This window comes from Haloterrigena sp. H1, from assembly GCF_005938085.1.
Lineage (GTDB): Archaea > Halobacteriota > Halobacteria > Halobacteriales > Natrialbaceae > Natrinema.
In genome coordinates, this window is sequence record NZ_SMZK01000004.1 from 38,419 (window position 1) to 62,900 (window position 24,482).

Consider the following 24,482-nt stretch of genomic DNA (forward strand, 5'->3'; position numbering starts at 1 on the left):
AGGGTGAACGCTGTGGTGGATGAGCCCAGCGACCCTGCAAGATGATTCTTCGGTAGAGACGTTCTTCAATGTCGTGGAGACAGAGACGCTAGCGTTGTTTGAGCATCTCTCCTTCGAGTTTCTCGAAGAGTTCGACGTGTTCGCCCCGGCGGAGACGGGGCGAACACGAGATCATGAGCCACCAGAGATGATGCGTGGCTTCCTCCATTGCTACTACAAAGACATCTACGGCATCCGCCCCGTTGAACGAGAACTTCAGAATGCAGTTGTCTGGCTCAGTTGTGGCTTCGATCGACCGCCGTCGAGAGACGCGGTCGATCGCTTTCTCACCGATCTCGAACACGTCGTTGACGAAATCTTCGGCCACCTCGTCGAGCAGGCCGCCCGCCGCGGCCTGCTCGAGTTGACCTACTGCATCGATTCGACTGACGTGAGAACGATGCCAGCCGATCAAGATGCGTCGAAATTGCTCTGTTGCAGCGTCGAATAGCACCAGTTTCAGCCTTGTTCTCGGCTGATTTCCGTGAGGCTTGTGGGGAATTGGACGCCGTCTTGCGATATGAGGTCGAAACGACCGATCATACGGCAGTGTAAGAATCTTGCCAAACAGCACGTGGATAACCCTGACGAACCCGCTGCGCCGGACGGCGCCAGCGGGTTCGCCGAGTGGACTCAGATCGCGTTTATCCTCTTGCATGCGGAACTCGACAAAGATTTCCGAGAGACTGAAGCATGGTTCAATGACTCCAGAGCCATCCGTGAAGAGCTTAACATCGACAAATCGCCGGATCACACCACGCTCTGTCGATGGGAGCAACAGGTCGACATGCGTGAACTCCGCAGCCTGCTCCGCCGCAGTGCGGAGCAGGCTGGCTGGTCGGGAACAGCAGCAATCGACGCCAGTGGCTTCCAGCGAGATCAAACCAGCTATCATTACCGGAATCGTGCTGGCTTCTCGTTTCACAAGCTGAAGACAACGATTTTGGTCGATACAGAGTCACTGGCGATCAAAGACGTTCATTTCACGACGAAGCGCAAGTGGGACGGACACATCGGCTTGCAGGTCTATCGGCGCAACGCCGAAGACCTGCAAGAGTTCCTTGCAGATGCGAACTATTCGTGGTCAGATCTCAGAGAGGAGTGTCGCGCTGGCGCGACACGACCGCTAATCAAACACAGAGAGCACAATGCGCTGAAGAAAGCGCATAACGCTCGGATGGACGAAGATCTGTACCATCAGCGGACACTGAGTGAGACTGCGTTCTCACTGCTGAAGGATGACGGTGAGAAGTTACGCTCTCGGAGCTGGCACGGCCAGTTCCGAGAGCTCACGCGCAAGTGTATCGTGCATAACCTATCGCAGGCGGCGAGTTAGGGCTCGCCGCCTGCTCTCTTTCTCTGGACGTATCCGCCAGAGACATCGCCGTCATCCACGTACGGGTTCTCACAAAGTGACCTAATTCTGATGGTTGCAGAATCAACGAACTGTACTCCTCCCACATCATCCAGATCTCAAAACCATCAGTACAGGAGTTCTAACGCCATCTGCCTGAATATCAAAATTTCAATACTGCCGCCGTCTTGCGTTCAACAGAGCAGTCGAAATGCTACGATCCAACCGCTGAAGAATATTACTACGGTTACGGCTGTACGATCGTCTCGACCGGACAAAAGATCCCTATCGCTGCGGAATTCACCGAGAGCAAACAAGCACCAGAAGAGACGGCGATGCGCGTCACGCGTGACGCGCTCGCCGTCGAACAGCCGATCTGGATGGTCGGTGATAGTGCCTACGATACGCTTGACTGGCACGACCACCTGCTGGCCGCAGGGGTCGTGCCAGTCGCTCCATACAACGCACGAAACACTGACGACCCGAAAGACATCGAGTACAGGGTCGAAGACCGCATCACCGAGCACAGTACAGATGTTCAGCTGAAGCAGTCGACGTTAGACGAGACGTACAACCGCCGTACAGGAGTAGAACGAACCAACAATGCAGTCAAGGACTGCGGCCTCGGGCACGTTCGAGCCCGAGGCCGCGTCCATGCACGAGCGCAGGTGTTTCTTGCTCTATGTCTCCGTCTCGTCGTTGCGATCACCAATTATGAACGTGGAGATAATCCAGGAAGTACCGTGATCTCGGTGTGAGAAGACTTCTATGACACCCTCAGAACACAACAGCACGGGCAGCCGTTCTGTTAACCAACAGCCACACTGCACCATCGCCGTCTGTTGGTTAAGATCTGACGCGGAGCAAGTCATTCTGGGCTCGGCCCATAGCGCGGCATCTCGCAGACCTGGCACTCCCAGATTGCGTGGCCGGTCCAGGTTTCGTCGGGAACGGATTCATGCTCACTGAATCGATGATCGGTTGTTCGTCCGCACTGGTGACACTCGAGGCGTTCTTTGGTCGGAATGCCACTGTCCTGACGTTCAGGTTGACGCTCTTCAGATGCCTGCTGGAGGGCAATTGCGGGGACTAGCCACACATCATCGCTGGCATTGTCGAGCAACGTCGAAAGTCGCTGCTCATCGCGAATGCCGGATCCACCCTCGTCGTAGAGATAGGTTGTTGATTCGCAGTCGCTATCCACCGCTGATTCGTCAGTCCACGCTGTTCGATCACGGGCGGCCGCGAGAAGTTGCTCACCGTCAGTGGATGAGATCCGTACTGCAGCGGGTAGTACAGGCCACCGATCGGTCAATTGGGCTGCGGGCTCGTCCTCGAGATCGTAGATGATCGTGCAGTCGTCGATGGTTGATTCCGTCGCACTGGAGGCAAGGAGTGCCGCAGCGGCCGCGCCTTTCGCGACGGCACCATAGAACGTCGACGACTCGACAAGCATGTGGACGACGCCGAAGAGTGTCCATTCTGTCGCTGGTGCGTCTGTCTCTGAGGAGGAGTTCTCGAGATGATTGGTGAGACAGAACAGGCATTTGGTCTGATCAGCTGGGATCGGTGCGTCACAGGAACGACACTCGGTGTCTGTTTCCGTTGGAGTGTCTGGATATCCAGTCGTCGCTGTTGCAACTCGCTGTCGATTCGGCTCACCCTCAGTACACTCTCTGAGTCTCTCATCTGGGATATGCGACGCTTCGCCGGTCGGACGAAGCTCCTCGAAGTCAGAATCTCGATCAGTCATTAGTGGGTAGTGGGTTGTATTGCCTCACGTCTTGATCAGGTTCCAGTCCGGTAGAGAAGATCTCGGGAATAAGTTCACTTGGACGCTATTGCTGCCGAAGTCCTGCTTCTCGAGCTTCACGGTTGCTGGCACAATGAATACACGCTGGCAGATCACCATCAACAGCAAAAACCCGGTAGTAGTTCTCTGTGACATGAGAGCCACACCCATCACATTCTGGCATTATCCAAACCTATGTTGTTACTCCAGTAAATATCTTGTTCCAATACTTGTGTAGTTTTTCTCAATGGCATTCTATCTAAGTGGGATTGACTCTTTTCTGGGTCTGGTATTGTTGCGGTTCGAGAAGGAGTCCACAGTCTTCACAACGAGTTTCGACTGCGTTGGTGGTCACCCGTCCGTTGCAGTTGGGGCACGGACTGGCGCTCGAGTTGGGCTGGACATCTTCGTCGAACGTCGTCTCGTAAACCTCTTTGAGAGTCATGATGTTCACGAGGGGCGATGTGTAACTCCGACCGCCCCTCACCCCACTCGTGGGGCACAGAAACCGCTCTCTCAGTAGACAGTAACAGTGTTCCTTTATTCAGGGCTCTTCGTGAAACTCACGATAAGTACCAGTGAAGGAGCGATCACGAAAGACACGGACTCAGCCGTACGAGTCTAAAAACGAAATCGTCGTTCACGGTCGCCAAGGCGACAATGAAGTCGGAATTAGTTGCGGACGACGTTCGTCGCGCGGGGACCCTTGGGGGCCTGTTCGATATCGAAATCAATGTCTGTGCCTTCTTCGAGGTCCGGACCGCCAACGTCTTCCATGTGGAAGAACACGTCGTCGTCCGCATCGTCCGTCGAAATGAAACCGTAGCCGCCTGTGTCGTTGAAGAAATCAACCGTACCGTTTGCCATTACACTAACTCAAAATACGACTATACGGTTAAGTATTCCGCATTTGTTTTCAAAAGCCGCCAGCAACGATTGCAAAATCCCAAAATATCGTGCGAATGTGGATGCTTAACCACTATCTGGCAAGGGTTGGGCCAATAGTGTCTGGTACGTCACAATGACGGAAGGCTTTCGATGTATCCACAGTTCTCTTAGTTTGGTGTAGTCCATGTCCTCGCGGAGTAGGTGTGAACAGTCTGCCGTTCAGTTTGCACCCATAGTTACCAAACCGAAATAGACCATTTTCACATCCGACTTTAGATAAAGAAATATCCTTCTAACCGCGAGGTGACAGCAACGCCGTGGGACGGATTCATACCCTCTGGCGAAAGCCCGGCAGCGCAACGGCCACTGGCCGTGAGCAGCCCGGACCGTGGAGGTGGTGGGAGGTGGCGGTGACTGCGTTCACACCAGCAAAAAAGGGGCTCAGGCCTGGCTATTCCCACCAGCGGCCGCGCTCCGGGAAGTGGATCATCGACCACCCGGTCACGGCCAGTGAAACACGGCCTTCGTGCCAGTTCCGGGCAGCCTTGTGAATGCGCACCTGCTCGCCTTCCTCGATCCACGGCGCGTCTGATGACTTCCAGATCGTCACGCGTGTCTGTCCACTGTCGTCTGCGATGAGCCCGACCTGTGCGATGCTTGGATGGGAGGGATCCCACAGAGTTTCAACACGCCCTTCGATGCTCACTTCTTTTCGAGCGACATCCTCGAGTTTTCCAATGGGGATGACGTGTCCGGGTGCCGTCTGCAGTTCCTCGAACACGTTGACGACCGCACTCGTCAGGTCTTGGCCACCAACGACGGCCTCACTCAACCGCCGGCTGATCGCTGCTCGAGACCAACCATCCAACTCTTTCTCGAGTCGCATCGACTGTTTGTTCACGGCCGCCAACTGCTCTTGAGTTAGTTCTGTCCGGGGATCCGCTTGCTCCGGGTCTGCCATTGGGTCCACGCTCGCCGCCCGTTTCTGGAACTCGAGACGCCGCGCTTTGTTCTGATTCGCAGTGATCGCTCGCGTCCGCTTTGCACGACCTTCCTGCAGCCCCATCTCGGCCTGGGCACTGATTCGCTCGAGTTCATCCTCTCGTGCTCGAATCCGCTCTTCTTGTTCGAGGGTCGCACCGTGGATCCGCTCATCATCTGTATCGACGATTCCGTCCGGGTGGTTCGCATCTACCTTTGCTTGGACCTCTTGCTCGACCGTTGCCTCGAATTCCGGCGTTTCGTCGACGACCGGGAAGCCGTCTTCATCGACTGCCTGCTCATCCGCCTGTTTGAGTGCCTGTTCATCGACCGTAACGACCTTGCTACTCGAGTTGTTACTAGACATTGGAGTTCTAACCTCCGAAGGCGTTCACGCGCCTGCCATCGCGATGTCCCCGCATCGCGGTTTTCCGACGACACCGACCGACTAGATCTATCTGCGCGCTCGCGCTCGCGCCTTCGTGAGCGCCCATTTGGGCGCGAGCGAGAGCGCGCCTGAATGAGGTGCTCCAACCAGCACCGCGCGGTGTCCTGCCGAGCGGAGCGAGGCAGGGCTCGAGGCGCGAACGGTGTGAGCGCCTCGGCGACCCGCCCGAAGCAAGCGGCCAGCTTTAAGCCGTTTCTCGTGTCCGGCCCGGACTGCGGGTCCGTGTCCAGCGCGACTGTCGTCGAGAACGCGCGCCGCGATGTGGCGCGCGACAGCGCAGGCGGCACCAAGCGCTGGAACGCGAAAGCCCGCGAGGGGCGCAACCGAAAACGCGCTTAATGCTGGCGTCGAGACCAGATTCACTGTAGCCCGGAACGGTGAGCGACGTCAGGAGCGAACCGCAGCCCGGAATGGTCGGTCGCGAGCGACGCGGAGGGCGGCACGCGGCGAGCGGGGCGGGCTGATACCCAAGCGCGAGCAACCGACGCAACAGCAGCCCAATCAATCCACATGGGTGGGATCAAAAGGGGCTGGCGCGCTCGAGGAACCCCGCCGACGCAAGCACCGCAACCTGTGAGGTGCGCAGCGAGACGCGGGACTCGAGCGTGCCAGGGGCTTTCTCTCTGTTATCAAAAGCGATGGTTGCAAGCCACTTACCGAGACCTACTCCTTCACAACTGTTTCAGTGACCCATCCGCACACTACAGATGCAGACTGACCGCTTGGATTCCTGCCAGTTATGGATGATGTTCGTAGCGTCGTGCAAGCCTCAGGGCGTATATTCAGCAGCGAAGCGATTACAGATCCAGTTTACTTGTCATGATCGTCAGCAATCTATTCGAGAAATCGATGCACCTCGTCGAATCGCAGTCCTCGCCGTACCTCGTCTTCGAACCTGTCGAACTCGACAATTCTCATATCCACTAATTCGGGGAATAGAACGTGATGGAGTTCGTAACAGACCGTGAGGTACTCCCCGGCGCAAGAGTCTCTCCCTTTCGAAGAATCGGCTCTGTTGAATCGCTGTAAGGCGGTGGATTTCACTGTTTGATGGCACGCTTGATGTTGTAGACGACACACATCAAGGTGACTTCACGGAACTCTCGATACCAAGTACGCGCTCGCACGGCGTAGCCGAGCGAGCGCTTGACGGCTGAGTTGACGGTTTCGGTCATTGACCGCTGAGCATACCGATTTTCGTCAATACGAGCGTTGTGCGCGTGATCGTACGGCGCGAAGATCCGGTGTTTGATCAGCGGTCGAATGTCGAGTTCACGGAGTCGTTCGCGGAGTTGTTGCTTGTCATAGCCCTTATCAGCAGCCAGTGACTGCAGATCGCCCGCGTTCCGGCGGGCGATCTGCTCACAAAGATCCGCGTCACTGCCTTCTAACGTCGTCGAACAGTGAAGGTCGAGTACAGCCTGCGTTGCTGTATCGACGAGCTTTGTGACTTTGAGCGTCTGGACGCGATAATTCGTTCGCTGGCAGTAGTGGCGGCTCGCACGATCTCGTTCGTAGAATGTTGCATCGATAGCAGCGTGTTCGGATGGATCGTGTAGCTGCGCCGACTGGCGCAGCAACACTCGACAGACACTCATGCTGATCCGGTCGAACGCCTTACACAACGTGGATGGCGAGGGGAGATCGGCCGCGCTGAGGCCGATCTCCCCGGTTATTTGTGGCATCTCTTTGAGCAGGTCTATCGTCATCCGATAGGACGTATCCAGGTAAATCCGCAGACAATGCAGGGAAACGAGGGCATAGTCGGCGAATCCGCCGCCACCTTTCGGGGCGGCGGATTCGTCTCCATCGCCAGTAACGTTTTGAGCAATCGGCACAACTGCTCCAATGAAGCGGGAGATTTGGGTCATGAACAACTGAAGTCTCCCGCTTCAAGACCTTCGATTTAGCGAACCATTCCGCCGCCGTCTAGTGATTCAACACAGCCGAAGAATCAGATCTGCATCCATCACGCTCTCGTTCAGTAGCGCACGTAATACTCTCCACTGTTGCGCTGAGAGTACACGTTCGATGCGATCATCGTTACAGCGTTTCTCTCTCACGGACCTGTTATTTGAGACGACCAGTAACACTCGTCGTCGGTCACTCCGAATGCTCGTTCTTTTCGACTTCTGTGACGATTACGTCCCAGTCAGGATGTTCGACCCCATTCCGACATTCGAATCCGCCTTCCACATCGATTCCACTCTCGTAGGCCCTGCGAAGGAGGGCTTTCAGCTCCGCGTTCAATTCCTCCTTCGACGTAAGCGAGGTTTCCTCAGAAGTCATCTCCCCGCGTCCCTTTCGTATTTCTCCGCTGTAAGTTCGTGTTCTGGTGTGATGGTGATCACACCGTAGCTGTGTACGGTTATCGCGTGCCCCTCGTGCGTGAATGTGACATGGGTATCTCCGTCTGTCCCGCTTCGAACGCGGACGAGCGCATCTACTTCGTCAAGGTCGACAGTGGAATGGAGCGGGTCCAGTTCTACCGGGTCAGTGTCCAGTACATCCGCCAGCGTTGCGATAACAGCTATGCTCGCGGGTATCTTCTCCTGATCGAACTGCGTGCGAACAGTCCCAGAGTCCGGAACGTACTCGACAGCTTCGACTCTAACACCAGATACCGTCGTCTCCATCTTGCCCGATTCTAGTCACCTGAGTCGGTTCAATAGGAGTACTGATTATACAGAGGGTTTAATACAAGGGGCTTATCCGAACGATCATATCGAACTACTGAGTGTCGCTCCAATGAGGCGTCGATGCCCGCGTCGGAGTCGTGACGAAAGCGACTGCTGGGTGATGCCGAGTTCGTCAGCGACCTCTTCGAGCGACGCCTCGCGTGGGGTGTCGAAGTAGCCCCGTTCGTAGGCCAATATCAGCGCCTCGCGTTGGGTCTCGGTCAACTCGTAGCCCTCTCCCTGGTTCGGGAGCATGGCGTGGACGGCGGTGATCGAAATGGGAATGTCGTTTTGCTGGCAGTAATCTCGGAACTCGGCAATTGCCTCCTGACTCTCGCCGCGCACCTCAAATCGCCACTCGTCTTTCGTGCCGATTCCAGAGAGCACGACGACGTTGGCCTTGGCAAGCGCACTCAGGATGCCGAAGTACTCTTGTTCCCACTCGGCACGCATGAGATACTCGTCTTCGACGCTATCGACCAGTCGGATGTTGCTCACGCCAGCGTGTTGTTCGAACGCTGCTTCGATGTCCTCCGTTTCCGCATTGCGCACCCAGAAATACGGGATAATAAGCGTCTCGTGTGGAATCAGCCGCTCCAGTTCGACCGTAACTCCCGGCAAGTTCTCGAACACACTCCCCAGCGGAAACTCCGCTACCGGACTCGTAAACTCCATCACAGTCGCCATACAGATGCTTTCGTCCGGCAGGTGAATAACCAGCATGGGTGGTGTACCATGGCTTCGAGGCGAGCCAACGCACCGGTGCTGGTCGGTATCGCGTGCGCTGCGAGCGGGAAGTCCGTTTGGCAACCGATCGTACATGGTACACCATGCCACTTCCTTTTGTACGACCGAGCAATCTAGTCGCACAAGCGAACATGAGCGTGATCACCGAGATTCGCATTCCGTCCGATGATTTTGAACTCGGGCAAATCCTCAGTCTAGAGGAAGCGTCGGCAATCGAACTCGAAACGCTCGTCCCGAGTGGGGACGTCACCGTGCCGCTCTTTTGGGTCTACGAACCGGTCGAAAATAGCTTTCTTGATGCCGTCGAACGCTATCCAACGGTCAACAGCGTCACGGAGGTGGACGTCTTCGACGACCGGACGCTGTTCAGGATTGACTGGGATGCGAGCCAGGACCACCTGTTTCAGTGCATCTTGGAACACGACGGGCAAATACTGGGTGCTACTGGATCACCGGAAGGGTGGAATTTCGAGATGCGATTCTCCGACCGCGAAGCATTGAGTCAGTGCCAGGAGTGTTGTGAGGACGCGCACATATCCCTAGAGCTAACCCGTATATACAACCCAACGGACCCTGAGGCCGGTCCGTGGTACGGCTTGAGTGAGCCCCAACGAGAAGCGCTGACGCTTGCCGTCCGATTGGGATACTACGACATTCCACGCGGCTGTACGACTGCGGAGTTAGCTGACGAACTCGGGATTTCCGATCAGGCAGTGACGGAGCGACTGCGTCGTGCCATCGGTGAGTTCGGGAGGCATGCACTTATCTCTCCTGAGCCAGAGGTGGAAGTGGACTAACTATTCCATTATACACCATGGGACAGACCCAGGCAGTTGGGACGACCCTAGGTGAGTATGGATGAGAGTCGAAAGCTGGGGACACGTAATATCCAGTCAATTGATGCGGATTCCGGTTCTTCGGGGCGTGAGAGACCGATCTCTCCCAATACGGTTCTGTCGGCAGTAGCGAACGAACATCGGCGTGCCATCCTCGACGCGTTGGACAACGCCGCCGAGAAGACCCTGGAATACGATGTACTCGTAGATCGCGTTGCAGACCGGGTTCGGAACGAAGACGAAAAATGGGAGTCAGACGAACACCGACAACGCGTCCGGATCGCACTTCACCATACCCATCTTCCAAAACTGGACGAGGCTCGGATAATCGACTATGAGGCTGAAACGGGGCACGTCCAGTTTGTTGGCGGTGAACTGGAACAGAAGATTCTGGCGCTGATCCAGCCGTACGACGTCCACGAGTGAGAGGTGTGATTGGGGATGAGTAAGCTCCAGTTTCAAACTCATTTCACTCGCCCAACGGGGTAATGTTATTCACCAAGTGAAGAGGAGGGGGACTCCATTCAGCGAGTCGCTACGATTTAGGACGGGCGGGAATTGGGGGGTCGTCTTACCTGACTTTGCAACAACGCATGGACTTTTCGATTGTCTCTCGGACCTGACCATCTATTTCGATGTTTCATTAATGGAAATAACTTATGCGTATGTAATGAACCACCAGAGCGTTCAAAGACCGACCAAAATGGCTTGAAACAATCGAAGCCAAAACGCTGAACCCATGCTCTGCATGCAATTTTCATCAGAGGTCGGTTAAATCACAATCTGTCGCGTTACATCCTTCGCCTGTACTTACCGATTCGGGGAGCAAAGCAAGAATCTAGATCGCTTCCGATCTCGATTAGTCGACGTACTGTAATACCCACTCACGGCGATCCTCGATCGCTTGTTCTCCCTCGTCTGTAATCGCGTAATAGTTTGTGCGCCTGTCGAGCTGTCCTTTTTCGACAAGGTCCTTGTTCACGACCGTATCGAGATTCGGGTACAGCCGACCATGATTGATCTCTGAGCTGTAGTACTGCTCGATCTCGTCTTTGACATCCTGTCCAGATGGCTGATCAGCACCCGCGATCACGTACAGCAGGTCTCGTTGGAATCCTGTGAGGTCGTCCATGGCCCAGCCATTCAGGCGAGATGATATTTGTTATTCCATACGTACGTAACTGTAAGCCCATCCAACTAGTCGATTCTTTATACCACTAGCTGACTCTCGTTCCGTTCACAACATCCTGAGACTGTGACCGTAACGGATCGACGCTCGAGGGATCCGACTCTGTATGCACGATCAGCGGTTACGGCCGTCTCACTCTGCACTCGAGAAGACGTCTCCAACGTACTGATCTTCCCACTCGCGACGGGCCTCGAGTTCGCGTTGCCCACGCGCTGTGATCGTGTAGGAATTCGTCCGACGATCGACCTTCCTCTTCTCAACAAGCCCCTTGTCGACGACATCATCGAGATTGGGATATAATCGCCCGTGGTGGATCTCGTTCTCGTAGTACTCCTCGAGTTCGTCTTTGATTGCAAGGCCATGTGGCTCATCCTGACCGGCGATCACGTACAAGATGTCACGCTGGAATTTGGTGAGATCGTACATATTGGTACTCCTGCCTATTGGTTGATAAACCACTGGACAAGAGTTACACGAACACACCTAGTGTAATTTTTGCTGAAGGTGATGTCGGTAAGACATCGAGATTGGTATTCAGTTATTATTCAGTGTTACTATCCATACAGATCCATAGCATGAGGGGGTTGAGCGAGAAGAGTAGGGCCCACCTTGAAGAAGCGTTACAGAGTGATAACCCATTGGAGAAAGATTTCCATATTCAACAAGTGCTGCGGGATAGTGCGGTTGATAGCTCTCAATCTGAGATGGAAACGGAGTAATCATCGAAATCATTCAGAATCGCTGATAGTTACTCTGATTTTTGATCTTCAGAGAAGAGACGTCAATTCTGAATCCCCAGAGCACTGATCTGCTCTTGATATCGGTTTCGAATAGTGACAGAAGTCACGCAAGCAACGTCAGCGACGGCTTTCTGTGTTCGTTTCTCATTGCACAACAAAGAACTCGCATAGATTGCTGCCGCAGCATAGCCAGTTGGCGATTTTCCTGATAACAGTCCCTTCTCCGCAGTTGTCTCGATAATTTCAGTCGCTTTCGCCTGCACTTCTTCGGAAACCTCGAGTTCAGAGCAGAAGCGAGGAACGTACTTTTTTGGATCAACGGGCTCCATTTCGAGGGAGAGTTCTTGCGCGATATACCGATACGTACGCGCGATTTCCATGCGTTCAACACGAGAGACTGCCGAAATTTCGTCTAGCGACCGGGGAATTCCCTCCATCCGGCAGGCCGCGTATAATGTACTTGTGGCAACGCCCTCAATGGAACGCCCGCGGATAAGATCTTCATCAAGTGCACGCCGATAGAGCACACTCGCGACCTCTCGAACAGATCGGGGAACACCCAGCGCGGACGCCATCCGATCAGTTTCGGAGAGAGCAAGTTGGAGATTCCGTTCGCCAGCGTCTTTTGTTCGAATCCTCTCTTGCCATTTCCGCATCCGGCTGAGCTGAAGGCGCTTCTCTGAGGACAGCGAGCGACCAGCGGCATCTTTGTTTCGCCATCCAATAGTGGTCGTCAAGCCCTTGTCGTGCATTGTTTGGGTTGTCGGTGCACCCACTCGAGATTTGCTGTCCCGTTCTGCCGCGTTGAACGCCCGCCATTCAGGCCCTCGATCGATAGCTTCCTCTTCGAGAACCAACCCGCACTCCGCACAGCTAATCTCACTCTCGTCCGCACTTCTCGTGAGCGCACTTGACTCACATTCAGGACAGGTCTGTTCTCCCCTTTGTTTGGTTGCTTCTTGCCCTGACTGAGCTTCGTTCTCTTGCTGTCGGTTTAGCCGCTCCATCGATTAGTTAAGTATCATTTCTCTCAAGAGTTAAACGCTGGGTGTAATTTCTGAACTCAACAATCAGTGGATCGCCACCGGCGGCAATTCACGATATCTCCGAAATGCGGATTCTCACAGTGAACAGTAACCAGTCGCGGATATTGAACGACTCCGTACACACAGATCTCTGGAAGAAAAACCGCTCACTCGTCTTCGAGTGCTGCGTAAATCTCCGCGTGTCGGCGTCCGTCAAGCTTCCCCATCTCGAGGGCGATTTCGTGGCGTTCCTCATCACTCTCAGCCGACTGATATCGCTCATAGAGTCGGCGGGCTTCTTCGTCGACCGTCGCCGAGGAATCGGTGCTGGACGCCATCTCTATATTGAATCTACTCGTTGTGTCCCTTTATCAGTTGCGACGAGCGCACGCTCGGAAGTAAATCACTGCGGTATCGGTGTCAACAGCGGCTTCGTCGGTCGCAAATCGGTGCAATAAGGCACGAATTTCATCGCCGTATTCGAATGTGTATCCATTCAGCATATAAAAGACGACTACCGTTCGGAGTGCAGTTCGCTTGTTCCCGTCGACAAACGGATGATCTGCAACAAGCAGCCTCATCAGGTGGACTGCCTTCTCATGGATCGTCTGTGGGACCTCCCCGAAAAATCCCTCCGAAACGTACTGCAACGCAGATGCAACTGCATCTTCTGATCGAACCCCTGATTCCGTGTTGTCGCCTTCCTCGACAATCTGCTCGTGAAGGTCAAGGACCAAGTCAACAGAGGGATACGCGACGTCGTCAGTCACAGTCTTGGTTTTCTCATGCTTCCGGATAACCATTTTCGATAAGGTATCAGTTATCCGCCCTCGTGTCGATCTACTTGAAACAAACGCCTGTAGAATATCGCTAGCCTTGGCGACTCATCGATTTGATACCGAAGCGTAGCAGCGGTCGCGGGATTTCATGAGACTCATCTCAGTCGCCTTGCTGCGCGTTCAGCTCGTCAAGGAACCAGCCGGCCGTCGTCCCAATATGAATGCCGTCGATGTTGCGCATCCCGAGGTCAGTCGTGGCGGTACGGAACGGATAATGTTCGACGAGAACGCGATGGATGACCGTACGGACAGGTTCTGTCCCGTATCTGTCCACGGCGGTCGCCATCGCCGCGTCGAAATGCGCGTCCTGGTGATCTTCTCGAGGGTTCTGTGCACGCTCAAACACGAGTTCAACTACCTCGTCGACCGATGCGTGATCGGGGTTTCCGGTTCGTTCACGAACGTCGTACAGGGCGTCGCCATCGGACATCGCTATTCACCCGTGGTGTCTCTGTCTGTCTCTGTGGTCGTTGGCTCAAGCCGACGCTGCCGGCGGACCTCGGCAAGAACATCTTTGAGCGTTGCCAAACTATCAATGGTCGAGAGTTCGTCGGTGATCTCGTTGAGGAGCACGGCTCGCTTGACAACATGGGTCTCTCCCTCGGTTATCTCGATCGAGTCAATGGATACCGACCGTTCTTCATTCCATCCACACGCCCAGCAATTTCGGGTGATGGCGATTTTCTCGTTTTCGTCGGCAGCAAGCAGTGCATCCGCCACTGATGCTGAGAGGGGCTGGTTCGGCCCTACTTCCATCGTGACGGGGCCGCCACACGCAGGACACTCCATACCGATACCGAGTACCGCTGTCGTTTTCAAAATATGGGCTCTGGTTTCATCAGAATCCTGTTTAAGCCCCTAGTCGGTGAACGAATGCGCTGGGGTTGAAGGGGACCGTCTTTCAACAGGTATCCCGCTTATCTCTCACTCCCAAAACGCTTCGATTCGATCGTCTAAGTCGCCGAGTACGTCTGAGAGTATATCTCGCCAGTCTTCCTCATACTCCACATCATCCCCTGGTGTCGCTGCATCTGGCGGTGGATGAAAATGTGAGCGAGTATTGTGATCGTTTGGATGGCGGTCCCACCGACACTCCCAGTGGTTTCCAGTGGCGTATTGTTCAGAGTAGTGGATATTGAAATCGTCTGTCTCGTACCAGCGAACCTGAAGATACGCACGCTCGATAGCAGTTGGAAAGTACCCCATGTCGTATTCTGCGACGACTGAACTTGGTGCGTACTCCGGCTGAAAGACGGTCTCTGCAAAGCGATTACTTCGTTCAAGATGCTGCCCAATTTGTTCGAGAATGTCGGTATCGATGCCACCGACCTCTGGGACAGTATCGTCGTCAGCTGGCCGGCGTTCAGGCATCGACTTTGGCACCGCCACTCGAGGAATGACCGTTCTGACGCGCTGTATCTAACAACTCCGCACGTTGTTTGAGCGTTTTCCACTCACTCAGTGCTTCCCACACTTCTTCGATCGACGCTTCCTCGGTGCTATCCATGAGAGCCACGTCTTCCGGACTGTCAGCATCGAACTGGGCACGATATTCCTCGATTCGTTTCATCGTCTCTTTGAGCTCTTTGACGATCTCTGCCTCAGAATATTCGTCTCGGATTTGCTCAACTCTGCGCCACTGGAGATACGATTCGTTGCGTTCGTATCTCACAGGTCGTCCCGAGATCTCACGCGTCATTCCCATCGAGGTGAACCATTCAAGATAGTCCCTTGCAGTCTCAGTATCGCAGTCTGCTTGCTCTGCAATTTTGGACACTTTTGTTGGAGTCCGTAGCTGTAAAATAACACTGAGCAATCGTTCTCGCGTTGGGCCCCCCTTCAAGACCTCCTCAGGTGAGTCCCACTCGGTAAAATCAGGTGGACTCTCAGTTGAATCACGAATGTCGTCTGGGGTATCAGTCAAGTCCATCAGTGTTCACCTACTGCAAACTAACGATGTGATCGGCTATATATCTACCGTACGCTGAATTATTTCTGCTTCGTTCAGCGAGTTACGTCGCTCTCTGTTCAGAACTATCGACGTATTTTCTCGCTCGACAGGAATCTCCAGCATGTTCTCACATTCGCATCCAGTACTTACGCAGTCTTCACGATGTGCTCCTCGAAATCGCGCGTCCAGTAGGTGGCTGACCCACCGGGACTACATCGCGCACACAGCTGTAGCGAGCCCTCGAGATGGCCGAGTTCGACGCGGAATCGCGTGAGCGCTGCGATCGTGTCGACGACGAGCCCACAGCCGTCACAGGTGCAGTGATCGCGCTCGTCAGGGTCCGGCTCCGCCTGGATAGCGCAGTCGACACAGATCGGGTGAGAGACTCGCTCGTCTTTTCCCCAGGTATGCGCCTCACCGGCCTCGGTGCCAGGCAGGGCGTCGCAGAAGGCACAGCCAGCGAGCGTCTGCTGCATCACTCACCCTCCTTGTCGGCGTTGCGGGCCGCCGTCCAGCCCTGATGGAAAACAGCAAGCTGAGTGCTCAAGTCAAAAGCGGTTCCACTTGGCTCGTGAATGAACACCCGCTTGCCAGGTACCGGCGTCACCAGACCGGTATCGATGAGTTCCGTAACGAGCTGTCGGGCGGTTGTCTCGCCGAGATCTGCGGTCACGACGCGAGTTGCATCCAGATCATGGGCAACGAGCCTAGCCTCGAACCGGCTGTAATCGTCTGCAGTGTCGTCAATCGGATTTGGATCAGTCATTGGAAACCACATGAGGCACACTGTTGAACGCGCCTCATGCCTCACGGCGCCAATAAACTCGCTGCTGGAAGTACGGTCAGAGGGACCGTATCAGAATGTGCATACAGATATTAGGTAGTTCCCGACTGTGTGTACCGTAATTCTTACTGTAAATTCAACCGGTGCTCATTTCAGAATGTGTCTGGGTCGTTGAGGTGTGTTCAACCAACTCACTGACCCAGACGAGCAGATTTCGGCGGCTGACATGGAAACCTTTGCGCTTGACCATCTCTCGGAGTTACCGATGGAAGGCGTCGAGGGCTCGCCCCTCGACGCCGACGTGATTTGGAAAACCGTCGAACGAGCTGCCACCGACACCACCTCTGTTCACCACGTCGTCGAAAACACTGACGAGACGCCTGACGACGACGAAACGGTCATGGATTGGCTCCGCACTATCGATGCTGACGCTCTCGAAGATGTCGTCAACGACCTCCTCGCCGAGCATGCTACGACGATCCTCGACCCTGATCGGTCGAGGATCGTCATCATCGATTTCGTCGATAATCCCTATCACGGATCGTATCTCACCCATCCACGCGAGGTCTGTTCGATGAAGCCTCGCGACGGAACCACCGACTGTCACCGCTACTGTACCGCGTTCGTCCTCGATACGAAGAAACCGCTCACACTCGCGATAACGCCCGTCGTGAGCGATGAGGACGCAGCCGACGCCGTCGGCCGCGTCCTCGATCGCGTCGAACAGTTACCCTTCGAGGTCGACGCCATTCTCGCGGACCGCGGCTACTACCAAGAGCGCGTCATTCGACGTGCTCGGGCCACTGCTCCGGTGGTTCTCCCGGTCATCAAAAAGGGAAAACGGCTTCTCCATCAACTCGACACACACGCCTCCTACTGGACCGAATATGCGATGTACAAGGGCAAAGACCGAGAGCTTCAGTTCCCGCACGCGGTCTGTGTCTCCTACCACAACGGCGACCGCGGCGAGAACGGCGAAGTCGTCCGTGGATATGTGGCGTGCGATCTGACCGATCGCACGCCCAAACAGGTCGAAACCCTCTATCGCAAACGCTCAGCCATCGAAACCAGCTACCGAACCTACCGCGAAGCGAGAGCAACCACCACTACACCAGACCCGCTGATTCGGTTTGTACTCGTCGCTGTGGGCTTTCTGTTGCGGAATCTCTGGCTGGTCGTGCGCTGGACGGTCGTCGCCCGCCCACGACGGGGCGGGCGCGACCTTCCAACCGAATTCACGTTCGAACTGGTGTGCGGCTGGATCAGAGACCATCTGAGCACCGAGCTTGGATGGCAGTACACGTGGGAGACTAACGGAGTTGGTCTACCGCCGGGCTACGCCTTGGCCACGGCCTGACCGAAGTCAGGCCGCTGGCCCGCCTTTCCCGAGCAACAGCTCTCGACTAAATGCGCCAACAGAGCAGCCGAAAAGACGCTCACGCGCGTGAGCGTCTGCTTCACCCTCACCCAACTGTTCACACCATCGACTCATCCTCCAAATCATGGTGTGGACCCAGGAGATCGAAAACAGAATCGGGAACTACCTATATTAGGCAATCATTCGATGGGAGCAACCGAGTTCACTCTGGAATCATCCCCTCGAGTTTTGGAGGAAGTCGCTGAAGACAGGTTTCCAGAAAGCTCAGCGGCGCTTCTGCTTCGAGATGCCCTGGTTCGTGGGTTAATTCCTCCTCGGTCTCGATCTGGAAATGGGTTGTCCCAAGGTCTTCATGATCATCGTCTTTGTGCCATCCCAAACTGACTACGTCATCAGCCCACTGCACACGCTGAACGTCAATGTCGGCACGTGGACGCCATGTGACCTCGAAAGTGGCTTGCTGCCGTGGGAATTCTTCGCTCAAGAATATCTCAGTCTCGACATCAGCAACGACAGATCGAGGACGGAGTCGAGATGGTCGATACCGAACATCGGAAAACCCCGGTTCTTTTTCGAGTCGTTCTTTGAGGCGACGAAGTCCTTCGCGCCGAGTGAATCCTCGGCCACCTGCAAGAAAGAGTACCATCTTTCCCTAGCCCTCTTGGGGAAGTGTGTCTGAACCACGATTTGCGAGACGCGGATCTGCATCAAGTCGCGTTAGTGAACTCTGAAGGCTGATCGCAAGTTGAAGTGCTTCACGCACCTGAATGTTGTATTCCCATTCTTCGATCACTTCGAGGCGCTCGCGTCGATCGTCAGCCGACAGATCCTCACGTCCAACGCTCTGTCGAAGTTTTTCGAGAGATTCAACATTATACGCTGACTTCCACGAGTCGAGTTCCTCACCAATCGCACGCAGTTCATTAGTGAGTTCGTCTACTGACTGCTCTTCAGCAAGGGACCGAACTTCACGGAGGAAGTGCGTAATCTCATCGGGCTTGTAGCATGTGCCGTCGGCTGTTTCAATGGCCTCGAGCTCTCCTTGATCAGCCATTCGAGCAAGGTATTTAACAGCCGTATCTCTCGAGACATCCGCCTCTTCGGCGATCCAGCCAGCATTCCGTGGTGTCGTTCGCGTTAAGGCAACATGCCTGACACGGTCTGCACTATCCATCTCTTCTGGCCACACCTGTGATCGGTCGCTCATTACTCGCTTTATGATCCCTACGAACTAATAGTTTAGTGTCGGTCAGAATTATTTTGTATCCTGGTGCTGGGGGCGCAGTCGAGTAGAAAATACTAGGTGATGCGTACTGGAATCAGTAATCGATATTCAACAGCGCGCTCGAGTACTGACGACTGCTGATTACTTTTCGCCGGGCCGTCGGTCCGTTCGAAGTTGCCACATCGGCTTCACCCTGAACGTATCTGGTTCGTCAACAGGATGGGAATGACTCTGATTCGTCGCCAGTGACGCGGCCCGTGCGAGGCGATTGATCAGTTCATCACGGACGTCCTGCCGAGAAATCGTCTGCTCGTGCCAGCCGAGCCGTTCGTCATAATGGCGCTTCTCGAATCTCTCGCCAACCGTATCGGCAGCGATGTACTGCGTCAGTTTAACTCCCCAGACGTTCGACGATCGATACTCGGCACCGACGTCTGCATGTGTGAGTTCTACGAGAACACACTCGACGAATGAAATGAGTGATTCCCGACTTCGGTCGTTCGGAACCCGTAACTCGAGGCCAGACCAAGGTGGCTTGGAGGGGTGCCGGTGAGTTGGTGTCCGATCAATACCACGATCTTGTGGGTGCTGTCGCTCAGTGGTCATTCGCTATCTCGGGGCAGTTCGATCGCCCCGCACCCATCTCGGGGCGAAAAAATACTCCGGAGGGGTCGTTTTAGAATACGTAGCTCTGTTGAAACCCGGTTCTTTAGCTGTTTATTCCCGTGGAACCACTGCGCACTACAGGTGCGAACAGAACGGGCTGTAGTAGATCTCCCTCATCCAATTATTGGTAATCTCTATGGACCATATGCGAGAAGTAATCAAATATTTTAAATCCTTTGATGGGGGTACCGTAGAACGAAATGGGGGAGCTGAGTGCTGACGGCAGACAACACTTAGAAGAAGCATTACAGAACAATGATCCATCAGAGAAGGATTTCCACATTCGACAAGTACTACAGGTGTGGGGTGTAGACGATCTTCCGAAAGAACTGAAATAGAGCGCCCACGTTCTCATCTGTTTGCTGGTCTCTCTGTACTTACCGCAGAGGATTCTGTACCTATCACTACCAAAGGGTTTCAGCAGACCCGAATACGTGCAACGAGAGAAGTCTGACCGAGTTAGCCGGGCGCTGCGGACATTCCATCGAACCGCACCAGCACTAGTCAGTCAGCGTTCCATCAATCGCTCAACATGGCTAATTCGGTCGTCTATCGGAGGATGTGTAGACAATATGCGTGTCCAACAGTGTCGGATTCGGCGTATAGCTCTCTCGTATAGACTTCCGGGAGATTGTTCATCAGCTATCTCTGCCATCCGGGCGTCTCTGAGTGCACGTAACCCATTGGCAACTTGGTGTGGGTCCTCGAGAAGGTTGGCTGCGTATCTGTCTGCTCGATACTCGAGCCGTCGTCGGATCCACGCGAAGACGACTCGTCCAACGAGCACTGCGCTACCGGCAACCAGAAACAGCATCCAGTGGTGCTGCACGAAATACCGAACAGAGAGGAGGGACGGAGCTGTCAGCACTACCGCCTCAACCAGAGAGACGACTGCGTGGTTTTCGTCGACGTGTCCCAGTTCATGAGCTGCAATCATCGCGATGTATTCGTCGTCAAGTGCTTCAAACGAGTGCTCGTTGATCAGAATGATTTTGTAAGCCGGAAAGACGCCGGCAGCAAGTCCGTTGATTGTCTGTCCGAACTCGCCAGTAGCCACTCGAAATGTAACGTCTTGGCCGGCACCTATCTCACATGCAGCGCGTTCTCGCTCGTTCAAGGGTCGTGTTGAGACATGATTCCGAATGAATGTACCCGACATCGCCACTATCCCTGCAAGAAGGAACACCGCAATAACAAACTCGAGTAGCGATTCTCCAAAAATGAACAGTGCACTAGCGGCGAGTAATACGAGAACGCTGAATCCGATGACTGCAATCCGTGTAATCGCATCCATACGAGAACTCTCTTCATCGAGAATCCGCTGTACTTCCGATAGCACATATTGTGCTGGGGAAACGACAGAGTGTACGAAAGCAGATGCCATGACACTCATGACTGCCAAGGGGATGGCGACCATAGAGAGGTCAACGGTCGGAACAGCCCATCAGACATAGAGAGCACAACCGAGAAATACAGCTACCGAGAGCAGTAGCCATGGTATTAGCACGGCTACAACTCTGCGCAGTGAATGCTGCTGGTTCGTCATTGAATCAGGCATGTGATCGAAGAGACCAAATCTCTCTCGGTTGGTACATTGGTTTATTTTAGTAAACTTTTAGGGAGACATAAAACATCATACACCCGATCTATGGGGTCTTGATTTGATAAATGTAGAAGTGTAATCGATTCTAGAGAGATCAATTCGTATCGACTCTTCGCCGCAACTCTACGACTGATAGTTCTTTGACCACTGATAGATATTTCGTGTTAGGTAAAGTCCGACGATTATCGGGATACCCACAGAGATTAAAAAGAGAAGGTTGTAGGTGAGCGAAAATGGTTCGAGATCCCCATCGACTACGACCCCTGGTTCTGCCAGCCACAGGTCGTAGCCAGTGGGGATGAACGCAAGCGTGAACAGTAGTACTAGCACGGCTGATATCTGTCCAAATCGATATTTCGCTCGGCGCGTTATGTTACCCATTGATTACTCATCAAATTTAATAGGATGAAAATTCTTTGGTTAGATCTTATACTTACATATCGTGTGTCCCTATCATACTTTAGTCGGAATTGAAAAGAAGATCCTCCCAACGACTGTTACTTGGAGGTGTCGCCGAATAATCGTCCCCACAAAGAGGATGTCTCTGAAGCGGTGTCACAGTCAGACGCTGTGTCAGCTTGCTCTTCTCGAGTCTGCTTGATCTCTCGGTCACGCTCTGCAAGTTCGGTTTTGAGGTCCTCGATCGTTGCCTCGAGGCGATCGATGCGCTCAGTTTTCTGTTCGAGCGTGGTCTCGAGTTCGTCGACACGGCCAGTCAACAGTCGGTTCTTCTCAGTCAGATACGCACGATTCTGCTTCCGATCCGATTTGTCACGGCTAGCAGTGGTCGACGGCTCGCTCGTTCTGGGAGCAGATTCGGTTGCCGTCTCTCGAGTGTCCGGATCGTAGAACTCAGAGGTACTCGCAACCGCTCGTTCGATAGTCTTCTCGCCGTACGTAGAGCCGTCTGCGTAGTGGACTTCGTCCCACTTGTCTCGGAGCAGTCCCGATTGGCGGAAGAGCCGGTCTATCTGCTGGTGGTCACCGCCAGTCCAGAACGCCAGCAAACAACACAGCGCCATATCCGCTTCTGACTGACTCTCATAACCAGCAGTCGAGCCACGCCACAGCCGCTCGAATTTCTCACTGTTCGATGCGTTCCGCGCTCGCTCGAGCAGCTCCTCGTCCTCGAGATCAACGTCAGTATGGGCTACACTGCCCGTCGTTTCCGTCCCGTTCCTAGTGCGACGGTTCCCAGATTCGTGCTCTGGATCTGGATCAGTGTCTTGGACGTACTCACGATGGATCGCGACCAGCGCGTCCTGCCGGCGTGCAACGCGAGGTGGTGTGTCCTTGAGGCGGTCGCCGGTCACGGTGAAAAAACGAGCAGTGTCGTACAGTTCGATACTGCCACGGCGATTCCGTCCATCCGGGAGCTCTCCCTTGATGAGTACGTGGAACCCAGTACCCGACGGAGAGATCTCCGTATAGGAATCAAGTCGCTCGATGATGTCCAGTGCTGTGTCGTCGACATCGTCGCTTGCGGGATCTCGACAGTCATCCAGATCCACGCCGACGATGGGATCATCGTCGGTAAAGACGAAGCCAATGCCATCGGCGTTCCCCGTGTCAGCGTACTCAAGCGCTGTCTCGAATGACTCCCATGTCTCCGGGTCCGTCGATGACGCGAACGCACCACTGCCTGGCGTCACTGGTATCTTCGTCGGCTTCCCATCCCGAAGTTCTTCTTTCCAGCACACCCACTGGTCACGATCTCGCAAGTCTGCTGGGAGTACTGCTCTATCGAGTGATGGTGTAGAACTCATTGGAAACACCCCCGAGGGGCACTTACTGAGTCCCTCGAACAAACTATATCAGAATATAGATAGAAGTGCCGATTCTGTGTATGGTGTCTAAGCTCCCTGTCCCCGCATCGTTCTGCGGATGGAACCCAGTGTATACTAGTTGGTTTTGAGTGGTGTTTTTGCGTGGACAGCGTTCCCGTCATGCGATTCTGCGTGGACAGAGGTGTCCATGCAGTTTTCGTGGATGGCAGATCTGCGTGGACAAACGGTGGAAATGCTCTATTTTGGCGGTGTGAGTAGCTATAGCGGCCAATATCGCAAATCAAATGCCATCGGCTAACGGACTCTCCTGAGGCGTGATTACAGTATCTCATAGTTCTGATGATAGTCATTGATCAAGGAGTGAATACCCGTCTTGAGTCAGAGTCAGACCGGTGTAGAACTGGACACGTTCCCCGTCCACTCTGGAGCGATCAACGTCGAAGTCAACAACATCCTGTAACTTCCGAGTGAACCAGCCTTTGGTCGTCCCATTAACATCCTGCTGCTCAGTCCAGATATCGTACGCCCGGAACAGATCATCCTGTGTGACTCTAGCACCCTCGATCTGTCTGACATACATTGCTGCAAACGCCTCCACACCATCTCCGGTTGGATCGATCTCGATCGGCTCGTCCGTCGCTGACGAATCAGAACTCGGTAATGCTGACGGCCCGTTCTGATCAGTATCAGAGACCGGGTTGTCAAATTGAGCTAACTCACCAGTCGATTCAACGGGCCATAACTCTTCGCGACCTGGGTTGGTGGGGAGCCGATATGTCTCACCAGACTGGAAAACCAGTGGATCGCCACCGGGTGGTAGAATCAACACGACATAACTATCACGCGAATAGTCTGCGTCTGGCAGGTCGACAGCAGGAATGAACGGTCGTTTGATCAGCGTCCAGTCCTGCTCAAAGTCGTCTTTGGAGTCGTATACCTGGGTCTCTCCAGCCTGATAGACGGTATACTGGCCAGTTTCACGATCATGGCTGTAATAAGCTGGAACACTGTCCTTCGAGAGTACTCCGTCATCAGGGACGCGAGCAAACTCTGTGTTCCCATCAGAAAGGACGTGCTCACCGTTGTCGCGCGTCCAGACGGTCTGATTTGTCTCGGTCGTCCGTGGTCGAACCGCAGTGACACCGCCGTGAGCCGTCGCACCACCGCCGAAGGTCACAACCTCGTCGCAATTATAGAACTGTTCAGTGCCGTCCGTTCGCTCTCGGAACGGCGGCGAGAGGATATTCTCGACTCGTGACGCAACCTGTGTCTCAGACTCCCCAGGCCGGACAACGAAGATCGGAATGCGATTCCCCTCGTGAGCGCGTTTGAGATTCTGCAGAACCTTCGCTGGTCGATCTGGCGTCGTTGTCTCAGCCTCGATGTTAAACACAACATCGTGGTCTGGGTGCGTCGCAACGGCGTCAGGTTGCTCGCTCCCATCCTGCTCGAGGATCTCGACACTGAACCCGCGTTCAGTGAGTGATACCTCAGCATCCAAAAGCACTGCATCATGGCTAGTGTACTGTCAG

General features: G+C 54.4%; 27 protein-coding genes and 3 pseudogenes. 6 read left to right on the top strand and 24 right to left on the bottom strand.

Annotated elements, in window-relative coordinates; genetic code table 11:
* Nucleotides 1–19 precede the first annotated feature (19 nt).
* The 3 genes and pseudogenes from E2L06_RS19800 to E2L06_RS19815 form a co-directional block, all read left to right on the top strand.
* Nucleotides 20–466: pseudogene (locus tag E2L06_RS19800) on the top strand (IS5/IS1182 family transposase); the annotation flags it as partial.
* 93 nt (nucleotides 467–559) lie between these two features.
* Nucleotides 560–1,375 (top strand): IS5-like element ISNpe14 family transposase, encoded by an 816-nt coding sequence (locus tag E2L06_RS19810; RefSeq protein WP_015298633.1) that lies wholly within the window; start codon nucleotides 560–562, stop codon nucleotides 1,373–1,375.
* A 218-nt stretch (nucleotides 1,376–1,593) separates the two neighbouring features.
* A pseudogene (locus E2L06_RS19815) lies at nucleotides 1,594–2,151 on the top strand (transposase); the annotation flags it as partial.
* Between the two features lie 110 nt (nucleotides 2,152–2,261).
* On the opposite strand, the gene E2L06_RS19820 reads toward E2L06_RS19815, so the two are convergent.
* From E2L06_RS19820 to E2L06_RS19870, 7 genes are all read right to left on the bottom strand, one after another.
* Entirely contained in the window at nucleotides 2,262–3,146 is an 885-nt protein-coding gene (locus E2L06_RS19820) for a hypothetical protein (RefSeq protein WP_138783269.1), read from the bottom strand.
* Between the two features lie 711 nt (nucleotides 3,147–3,857).
* Nucleotides 3,858–4,052 carry a cold-shock protein gene (locus tag E2L06_RS19830; RefSeq protein ID WP_008012129.1) on the bottom strand — a complete coding sequence of 65 codons (195 nt, stop codon included), beginning with the start codon at nucleotides 4,050–4,052 and terminating at the stop codon, nucleotides 3,858–3,860.
* Between the two features lie 472 nt (nucleotides 4,053–4,524).
* The gene (locus E2L06_RS19835) at nucleotides 4,525–5,421 is read right to left on the bottom strand and encodes a DNA-binding protein (protein ID WP_138783271.1); all 897 of its coding nucleotides are present in this window, start codon (nucleotides 5,419–5,421) and stop codon (nucleotides 4,525–4,527) included.
* A gap of 1,121 nt (nucleotides 5,422–6,542) precedes the next feature.
* A complete protein-coding gene (locus E2L06_RS19855) occupies nucleotides 6,543–7,373 on the bottom strand; it encodes an IS5 family transposase (protein ID WP_138783274.1) in 831 nt (276 codons plus the stop codon).
* A gap of 232 nt (nucleotides 7,374–7,605) precedes the next feature.
* Nucleotides 7,606–7,791, bottom strand: coding sequence for a hypothetical protein (locus E2L06_RS19860; RefSeq protein WP_138783275.1), 186 nt, complete (start codon nucleotides 7,789–7,791; stop codon nucleotides 7,606–7,608).
* On the bottom strand, nucleotides 7,788–8,138 hold the full coding sequence (locus tag E2L06_RS19865; RefSeq protein ID WP_138783276.1) for a HalOD1 output domain-containing protein: 351 nt from the start codon (nucleotides 8,136–8,138) through the stop codon (nucleotides 7,788–7,790). Before E2L06_RS19865 ends, E2L06_RS19860 begins: the two co-directional genes overlap by 4 nt.
* An 84-nt stretch (nucleotides 8,139–8,222) precedes the next feature.
* Nucleotides 8,223–8,867 (bottom strand): helix-turn-helix domain-containing protein, encoded by a 645-nt coding sequence (locus E2L06_RS19870; RefSeq protein WP_138783277.1) that lies wholly within the window; start codon nucleotides 8,865–8,867, stop codon nucleotides 8,223–8,225.
* A 191-nt stretch (nucleotides 8,868–9,058) separates the two neighbouring features.
* On the opposite strand from E2L06_RS19870, the gene E2L06_RS19875 reads away from it, so the two are divergent.
* Nucleotides 9,059–9,724, top strand: coding sequence for a helix-turn-helix domain-containing protein (locus E2L06_RS19875; protein WP_138783278.1), 666 nt, complete (start codon nucleotides 9,059–9,061; stop codon nucleotides 9,722–9,724).
* A gap of 57 nt (nucleotides 9,725–9,781) precedes the next feature.
* A complete protein-coding gene (locus E2L06_RS22605) occupies nucleotides 9,782–10,189 on the top strand; it encodes a hypothetical protein (protein WP_249361534.1) in 408 nt (135 codons plus the stop codon).
* A 433-nt stretch (nucleotides 10,190–10,622) separates the two neighbouring features.
* Here E2L06_RS22605 and E2L06_RS19885 read toward each other — a convergent pair whose 3' ends face one another.
* The 11 genes from E2L06_RS19885 to E2L06_RS19935 all read right to left on the bottom strand — a co-directional run bounded on the left by E2L06_RS19885 (nucleotide 10,623) and on the right by E2L06_RS19935 (nucleotide 16,273).
* Nucleotides 10,623–10,895, bottom strand: coding sequence for a PadR family transcriptional regulator (locus tag E2L06_RS19885; protein WP_138783279.1), 273 nt, complete (start codon nucleotides 10,893–10,895; stop codon nucleotides 10,623–10,625).
* 189 nt (nucleotides 10,896–11,084) lie between these two features.
* On the bottom strand, nucleotides 11,085–11,378 hold the full coding sequence (locus E2L06_RS19890) for a PadR family transcriptional regulator (RefSeq protein WP_138783280.1): 294 nt from the start codon (nucleotides 11,376–11,378) through the stop codon (nucleotides 11,085–11,087).
* Nucleotides 11,379–11,733: 355 nt separating this feature from the next.
* The gene (locus E2L06_RS19900; protein ID WP_138783282.1) at nucleotides 11,734–12,699 is read right to left on the bottom strand and encodes a transcription initiation factor IIB family protein; all 966 of its coding nucleotides are present in this window, start codon (nucleotides 12,697–12,699) and stop codon (nucleotides 11,734–11,736) included.
* A 185-nt stretch (nucleotides 12,700–12,884) separates the two neighbouring features.
* Complete coding sequence (locus E2L06_RS22140; RefSeq protein WP_008015348.1) at nucleotides 12,885–13,055, bottom strand: hypothetical protein; 171 nt, start codon at nucleotides 13,053–13,055, stop codon at nucleotides 12,885–12,887.
* 33 nt (nucleotides 13,056–13,088) lie between these two features.
* Nucleotides 13,089–13,487 carry a type II toxin-antitoxin system death-on-curing family toxin gene (locus E2L06_RS19905; protein ID WP_138783079.1) on the bottom strand — a complete coding sequence of 133 codons (399 nt, stop codon included), beginning with the start codon at nucleotides 13,485–13,487 and terminating at the stop codon, nucleotides 13,089–13,091.
* 169 nt (nucleotides 13,488–13,656) lie between these two features.
* On the bottom strand, nucleotides 13,657–13,986 hold the full coding sequence (locus tag E2L06_RS19910; protein ID WP_138783283.1) for a hypothetical protein: 330 nt from the start codon (nucleotides 13,984–13,986) through the stop codon (nucleotides 13,657–13,659).
* Nucleotides 13,987–13,988: 2 nt separating this feature from the next.
* Nucleotides 13,989–14,345: a hypothetical protein gene (locus tag E2L06_RS19915; RefSeq protein WP_138783284.1), complete on the bottom strand. Its 357-nt coding sequence runs from the start codon at nucleotides 14,343–14,345 to the stop codon at nucleotides 13,989–13,991.
* A gap of 135 nt (nucleotides 14,346–14,480) precedes the next feature.
* The gene (locus E2L06_RS19920) at nucleotides 14,481–14,927 is read right to left on the bottom strand and encodes a hypothetical protein (RefSeq protein ID WP_076782728.1); all 447 of its coding nucleotides are present in this window, start codon (nucleotides 14,925–14,927) and stop codon (nucleotides 14,481–14,483) included.
* Complete coding sequence (locus E2L06_RS22610; RefSeq protein WP_138783285.1) at nucleotides 14,920–15,486, bottom strand: hypothetical protein; 567 nt, start codon at nucleotides 15,484–15,486, stop codon at nucleotides 14,920–14,922. Before E2L06_RS22610 ends, E2L06_RS19920 begins: the two co-directional genes overlap by 8 nt.
* 167 nt (nucleotides 15,487–15,653) lie before the next feature.
* The gene (locus E2L06_RS19930; protein ID WP_138783286.1) at nucleotides 15,654–15,983 is read right to left on the bottom strand and encodes a hypothetical protein; all 330 of its coding nucleotides are present in this window, start codon (nucleotides 15,981–15,983) and stop codon (nucleotides 15,654–15,656) included.
* Nucleotides 15,983–16,273, bottom strand: coding sequence for a hypothetical protein (locus tag E2L06_RS19935; protein ID WP_138783287.1), 291 nt, complete (start codon nucleotides 16,271–16,273; stop codon nucleotides 15,983–15,985). The genes E2L06_RS19930 and E2L06_RS19935 overlap by 1 nt, the downstream gene beginning before the upstream one ends.
* Before the next feature lie 244 nt (nucleotides 16,274–16,517).
* Here E2L06_RS19935 and E2L06_RS19940 point away from each other — a divergent pair, with 244 nt between their 5' ends.
* Nucleotides 16,518–17,648, top strand: coding sequence for an ISH3 family transposase (locus E2L06_RS19940; protein ID WP_138783226.1), 1,131 nt, complete (start codon nucleotides 16,518–16,520; stop codon nucleotides 17,646–17,648).
* Between the two features lie 223 nt (nucleotides 17,649–17,871).
* Here the strand turns inward: E2L06_RS19940 and E2L06_RS22615 are convergent, their stop codons facing one another.
* The 6 genes and pseudogenes from E2L06_RS22615 to E2L06_RS19975 form a co-directional block, all read right to left on the bottom strand.
* A complete protein-coding gene (locus tag E2L06_RS22615) occupies nucleotides 17,872–18,315 on the bottom strand; it encodes a hypothetical protein (RefSeq protein ID WP_249361535.1) in 444 nt (147 codons plus the stop codon).
* Between the two features lie 6 nt (nucleotides 18,316–18,321).
* Nucleotides 18,322–18,876, bottom strand: a complete 555-nt coding sequence (locus E2L06_RS19950) for a hypothetical protein (RefSeq protein ID WP_138783288.1) — start codon at nucleotides 18,874–18,876, stop codon at nucleotides 18,322–18,324.
* 159 nt (nucleotides 18,877–19,035) lie between these two features.
* Nucleotides 19,036–19,500 carry a hypothetical protein gene (locus tag E2L06_RS19955; RefSeq protein WP_138783289.1) on the bottom strand — a complete coding sequence of 155 codons (465 nt, stop codon included), beginning with the start codon at nucleotides 19,498–19,500 and terminating at the stop codon, nucleotides 19,036–19,038.
* A gap of 568 nt (nucleotides 19,501–20,068) precedes the next feature.
* The gene (locus tag E2L06_RS19960; protein ID WP_171052443.1) at nucleotides 20,069–20,854 is read right to left on the bottom strand and encodes a M48 family metallopeptidase; all 786 of its coding nucleotides are present in this window, start codon (nucleotides 20,852–20,854) and stop codon (nucleotides 20,069–20,071) included.
* Nucleotides 20,855–21,660: 806 nt separating this feature from the next.
* Entirely contained in the window at nucleotides 21,661–22,929 is a 1,269-nt protein-coding gene (locus E2L06_RS19970; protein ID WP_138783292.1) for a hypothetical protein, read from the bottom strand.
* A gap of 367 nt (nucleotides 22,930–23,296) precedes the next feature.
* A pseudogene (locus E2L06_RS19975) lies at nucleotides 23,297–24,472 on the bottom strand (hypothetical protein); the annotation flags it as partial.
* Nucleotides 24,473–24,482: the final 10 nt, after the last annotated feature.

Excerpts from the sequence above, each read along its gene's own strand:
- E2L06_RS22140 (WP_008015348.1), bottom strand. The coding sequence starts at position 13,055 with ATGGCGTCCAGCACCGATTCCTCGGCGACGGTCGACGAAGAAGCCCGC.
- E2L06_RS19830 (WP_008012129.1), bottom strand. The coding sequence starts at position 4,052 with ATGGCAAACGGTACGGTTGATTTCTTCAACGACACAGGCGGCTACGGT.
- E2L06_RS19970 (WP_138783292.1), bottom strand. The coding sequence starts at position 22,929 with ATGAGTTCTACACCATCACTCGATAGAGCAGTACTCCCAGCAGACTTG.
- E2L06_RS19835 (WP_138783271.1), bottom strand. The coding sequence starts at position 5,421 with ATGTCTAGTAACAACTCGAGTAGCAAGGTCGTTACGGTCGATGAACAG.
- E2L06_RS19870 (WP_138783277.1), bottom strand. The coding sequence starts at position 8,867 with ATGGCGACTGTGATGGAGTTTACGAGTCCGGTAGCGGAGTTTCCGCTG.
- E2L06_RS19955 (WP_138783289.1), bottom strand. The coding sequence starts at position 19,500 with ATGACCACTGAGCGACAGCACCCACAAGATCGTGGTATTGATCGGACA.
- E2L06_RS22615 (WP_249361535.1), bottom strand. The coding sequence starts at position 18,315 with ATGGTACTCTTTCTTGCAGGTGGCCGAGGATTCACTCGGCGCGAAGGA.
- E2L06_RS19940 (WP_138783226.1), top strand. The coding sequence starts at position 16,518 with ATGGAAACCTTTGCGCTTGACCATCTCTCGGAGTTACCGATGGAAGGC.
- E2L06_RS19920 (WP_076782728.1), bottom strand. The coding sequence starts at position 14,927 with ATGCCTGAACGCCGGCCAGCTGACGACGATACTGTCCCAGAGGTCGGT.
- E2L06_RS19855 (WP_138783274.1), bottom strand. The coding sequence starts at position 7,373 with ATGACCCAAATCTCCCGCTTCATTGGAGCAGTTGTGCCGATTGCTCAA.
- E2L06_RS19820 (WP_138783269.1), bottom strand. The coding sequence starts at position 3,146 with ATGACTGATCGAGATTCTGACTTCGAGGAGCTTCGTCCGACCGGCGAA.
- E2L06_RS22610 (WP_138783285.1), bottom strand. The coding sequence starts at position 15,486 with ATGGACTTGACTGATACCCCAGACGACATTCGTGATTCAACTGAGAGT.
- E2L06_RS19915 (WP_138783284.1), bottom strand. The coding sequence starts at position 14,345 with ATGGAGTGTCCTGCGTGTGGCGGCCCCGTCACGATGGAAGTAGGGCCG.
- E2L06_RS19885 (WP_138783279.1), bottom strand. The coding sequence starts at position 10,895 with ATGGACGACCTCACAGGATTCCAACGAGACCTGCTGTACGTGATCGCG.
- E2L06_RS19810 (WP_015298633.1), top strand. The coding sequence starts at position 560 with ATGAGGTCGAAACGACCGATCATACGGCAGTGTAAGAATCTTGCCAAA.
- E2L06_RS19900 (WP_138783282.1), bottom strand. The coding sequence starts at position 12,699 with ATGGAGCGGCTAAACCGACAGCAAGAGAACGAAGCTCAGTCAGGGCAA.
- E2L06_RS19910 (WP_138783283.1), bottom strand. The coding sequence starts at position 13,986 with ATGTCCGATGGCGACGCCCTGTACGACGTTCGTGAACGAACCGGAAAC.
- E2L06_RS19875 (WP_138783278.1), top strand. The coding sequence starts at position 9,059 with ATGAGCGTGATCACCGAGATTCGCATTCCGTCCGATGATTTTGAACTC.
- E2L06_RS19860 (WP_138783275.1), bottom strand. The coding sequence starts at position 7,791 with ATGACTTCTGAGGAAACCTCGCTTACGTCGAAGGAGGAATTGAACGCG.
- E2L06_RS19930 (WP_138783286.1), bottom strand. The coding sequence starts at position 15,983 with ATGCAGCAGACGCTCGCTGGCTGTGCCTTCTGCGACGCCCTGCCTGGC.
- E2L06_RS19890 (WP_138783280.1), bottom strand. The coding sequence starts at position 11,378 with ATGTACGATCTCACCAAATTCCAGCGTGACATCTTGTACGTGATCGCC.
- E2L06_RS19950 (WP_138783288.1), bottom strand. The coding sequence starts at position 18,876 with ATGAGCGACCGATCACAGGTGTGGCCAGAAGAGATGGATAGTGCAGAC.
- E2L06_RS19865 (WP_138783276.1), bottom strand. The coding sequence starts at position 8,138 with ATGGAGACGACGGTATCTGGTGTTAGAGTCGAAGCTGTCGAGTACGTT.
- E2L06_RS22605 (WP_249361534.1), top strand. The coding sequence starts at position 9,782 with ATGGATGAGAGTCGAAAGCTGGGGACACGTAATATCCAGTCAATTGAT.
- E2L06_RS19935 (WP_138783287.1), bottom strand. The coding sequence starts at position 16,273 with ATGACTGATCCAAATCCGATTGACGACACTGCAGACGATTACAGCCGG.
- E2L06_RS19960 (WP_171052443.1), bottom strand. The coding sequence starts at position 20,854 with ATGGATGCGATTACACGGATTGCAGTCATCGGATTCAGCGTTCTCGTA.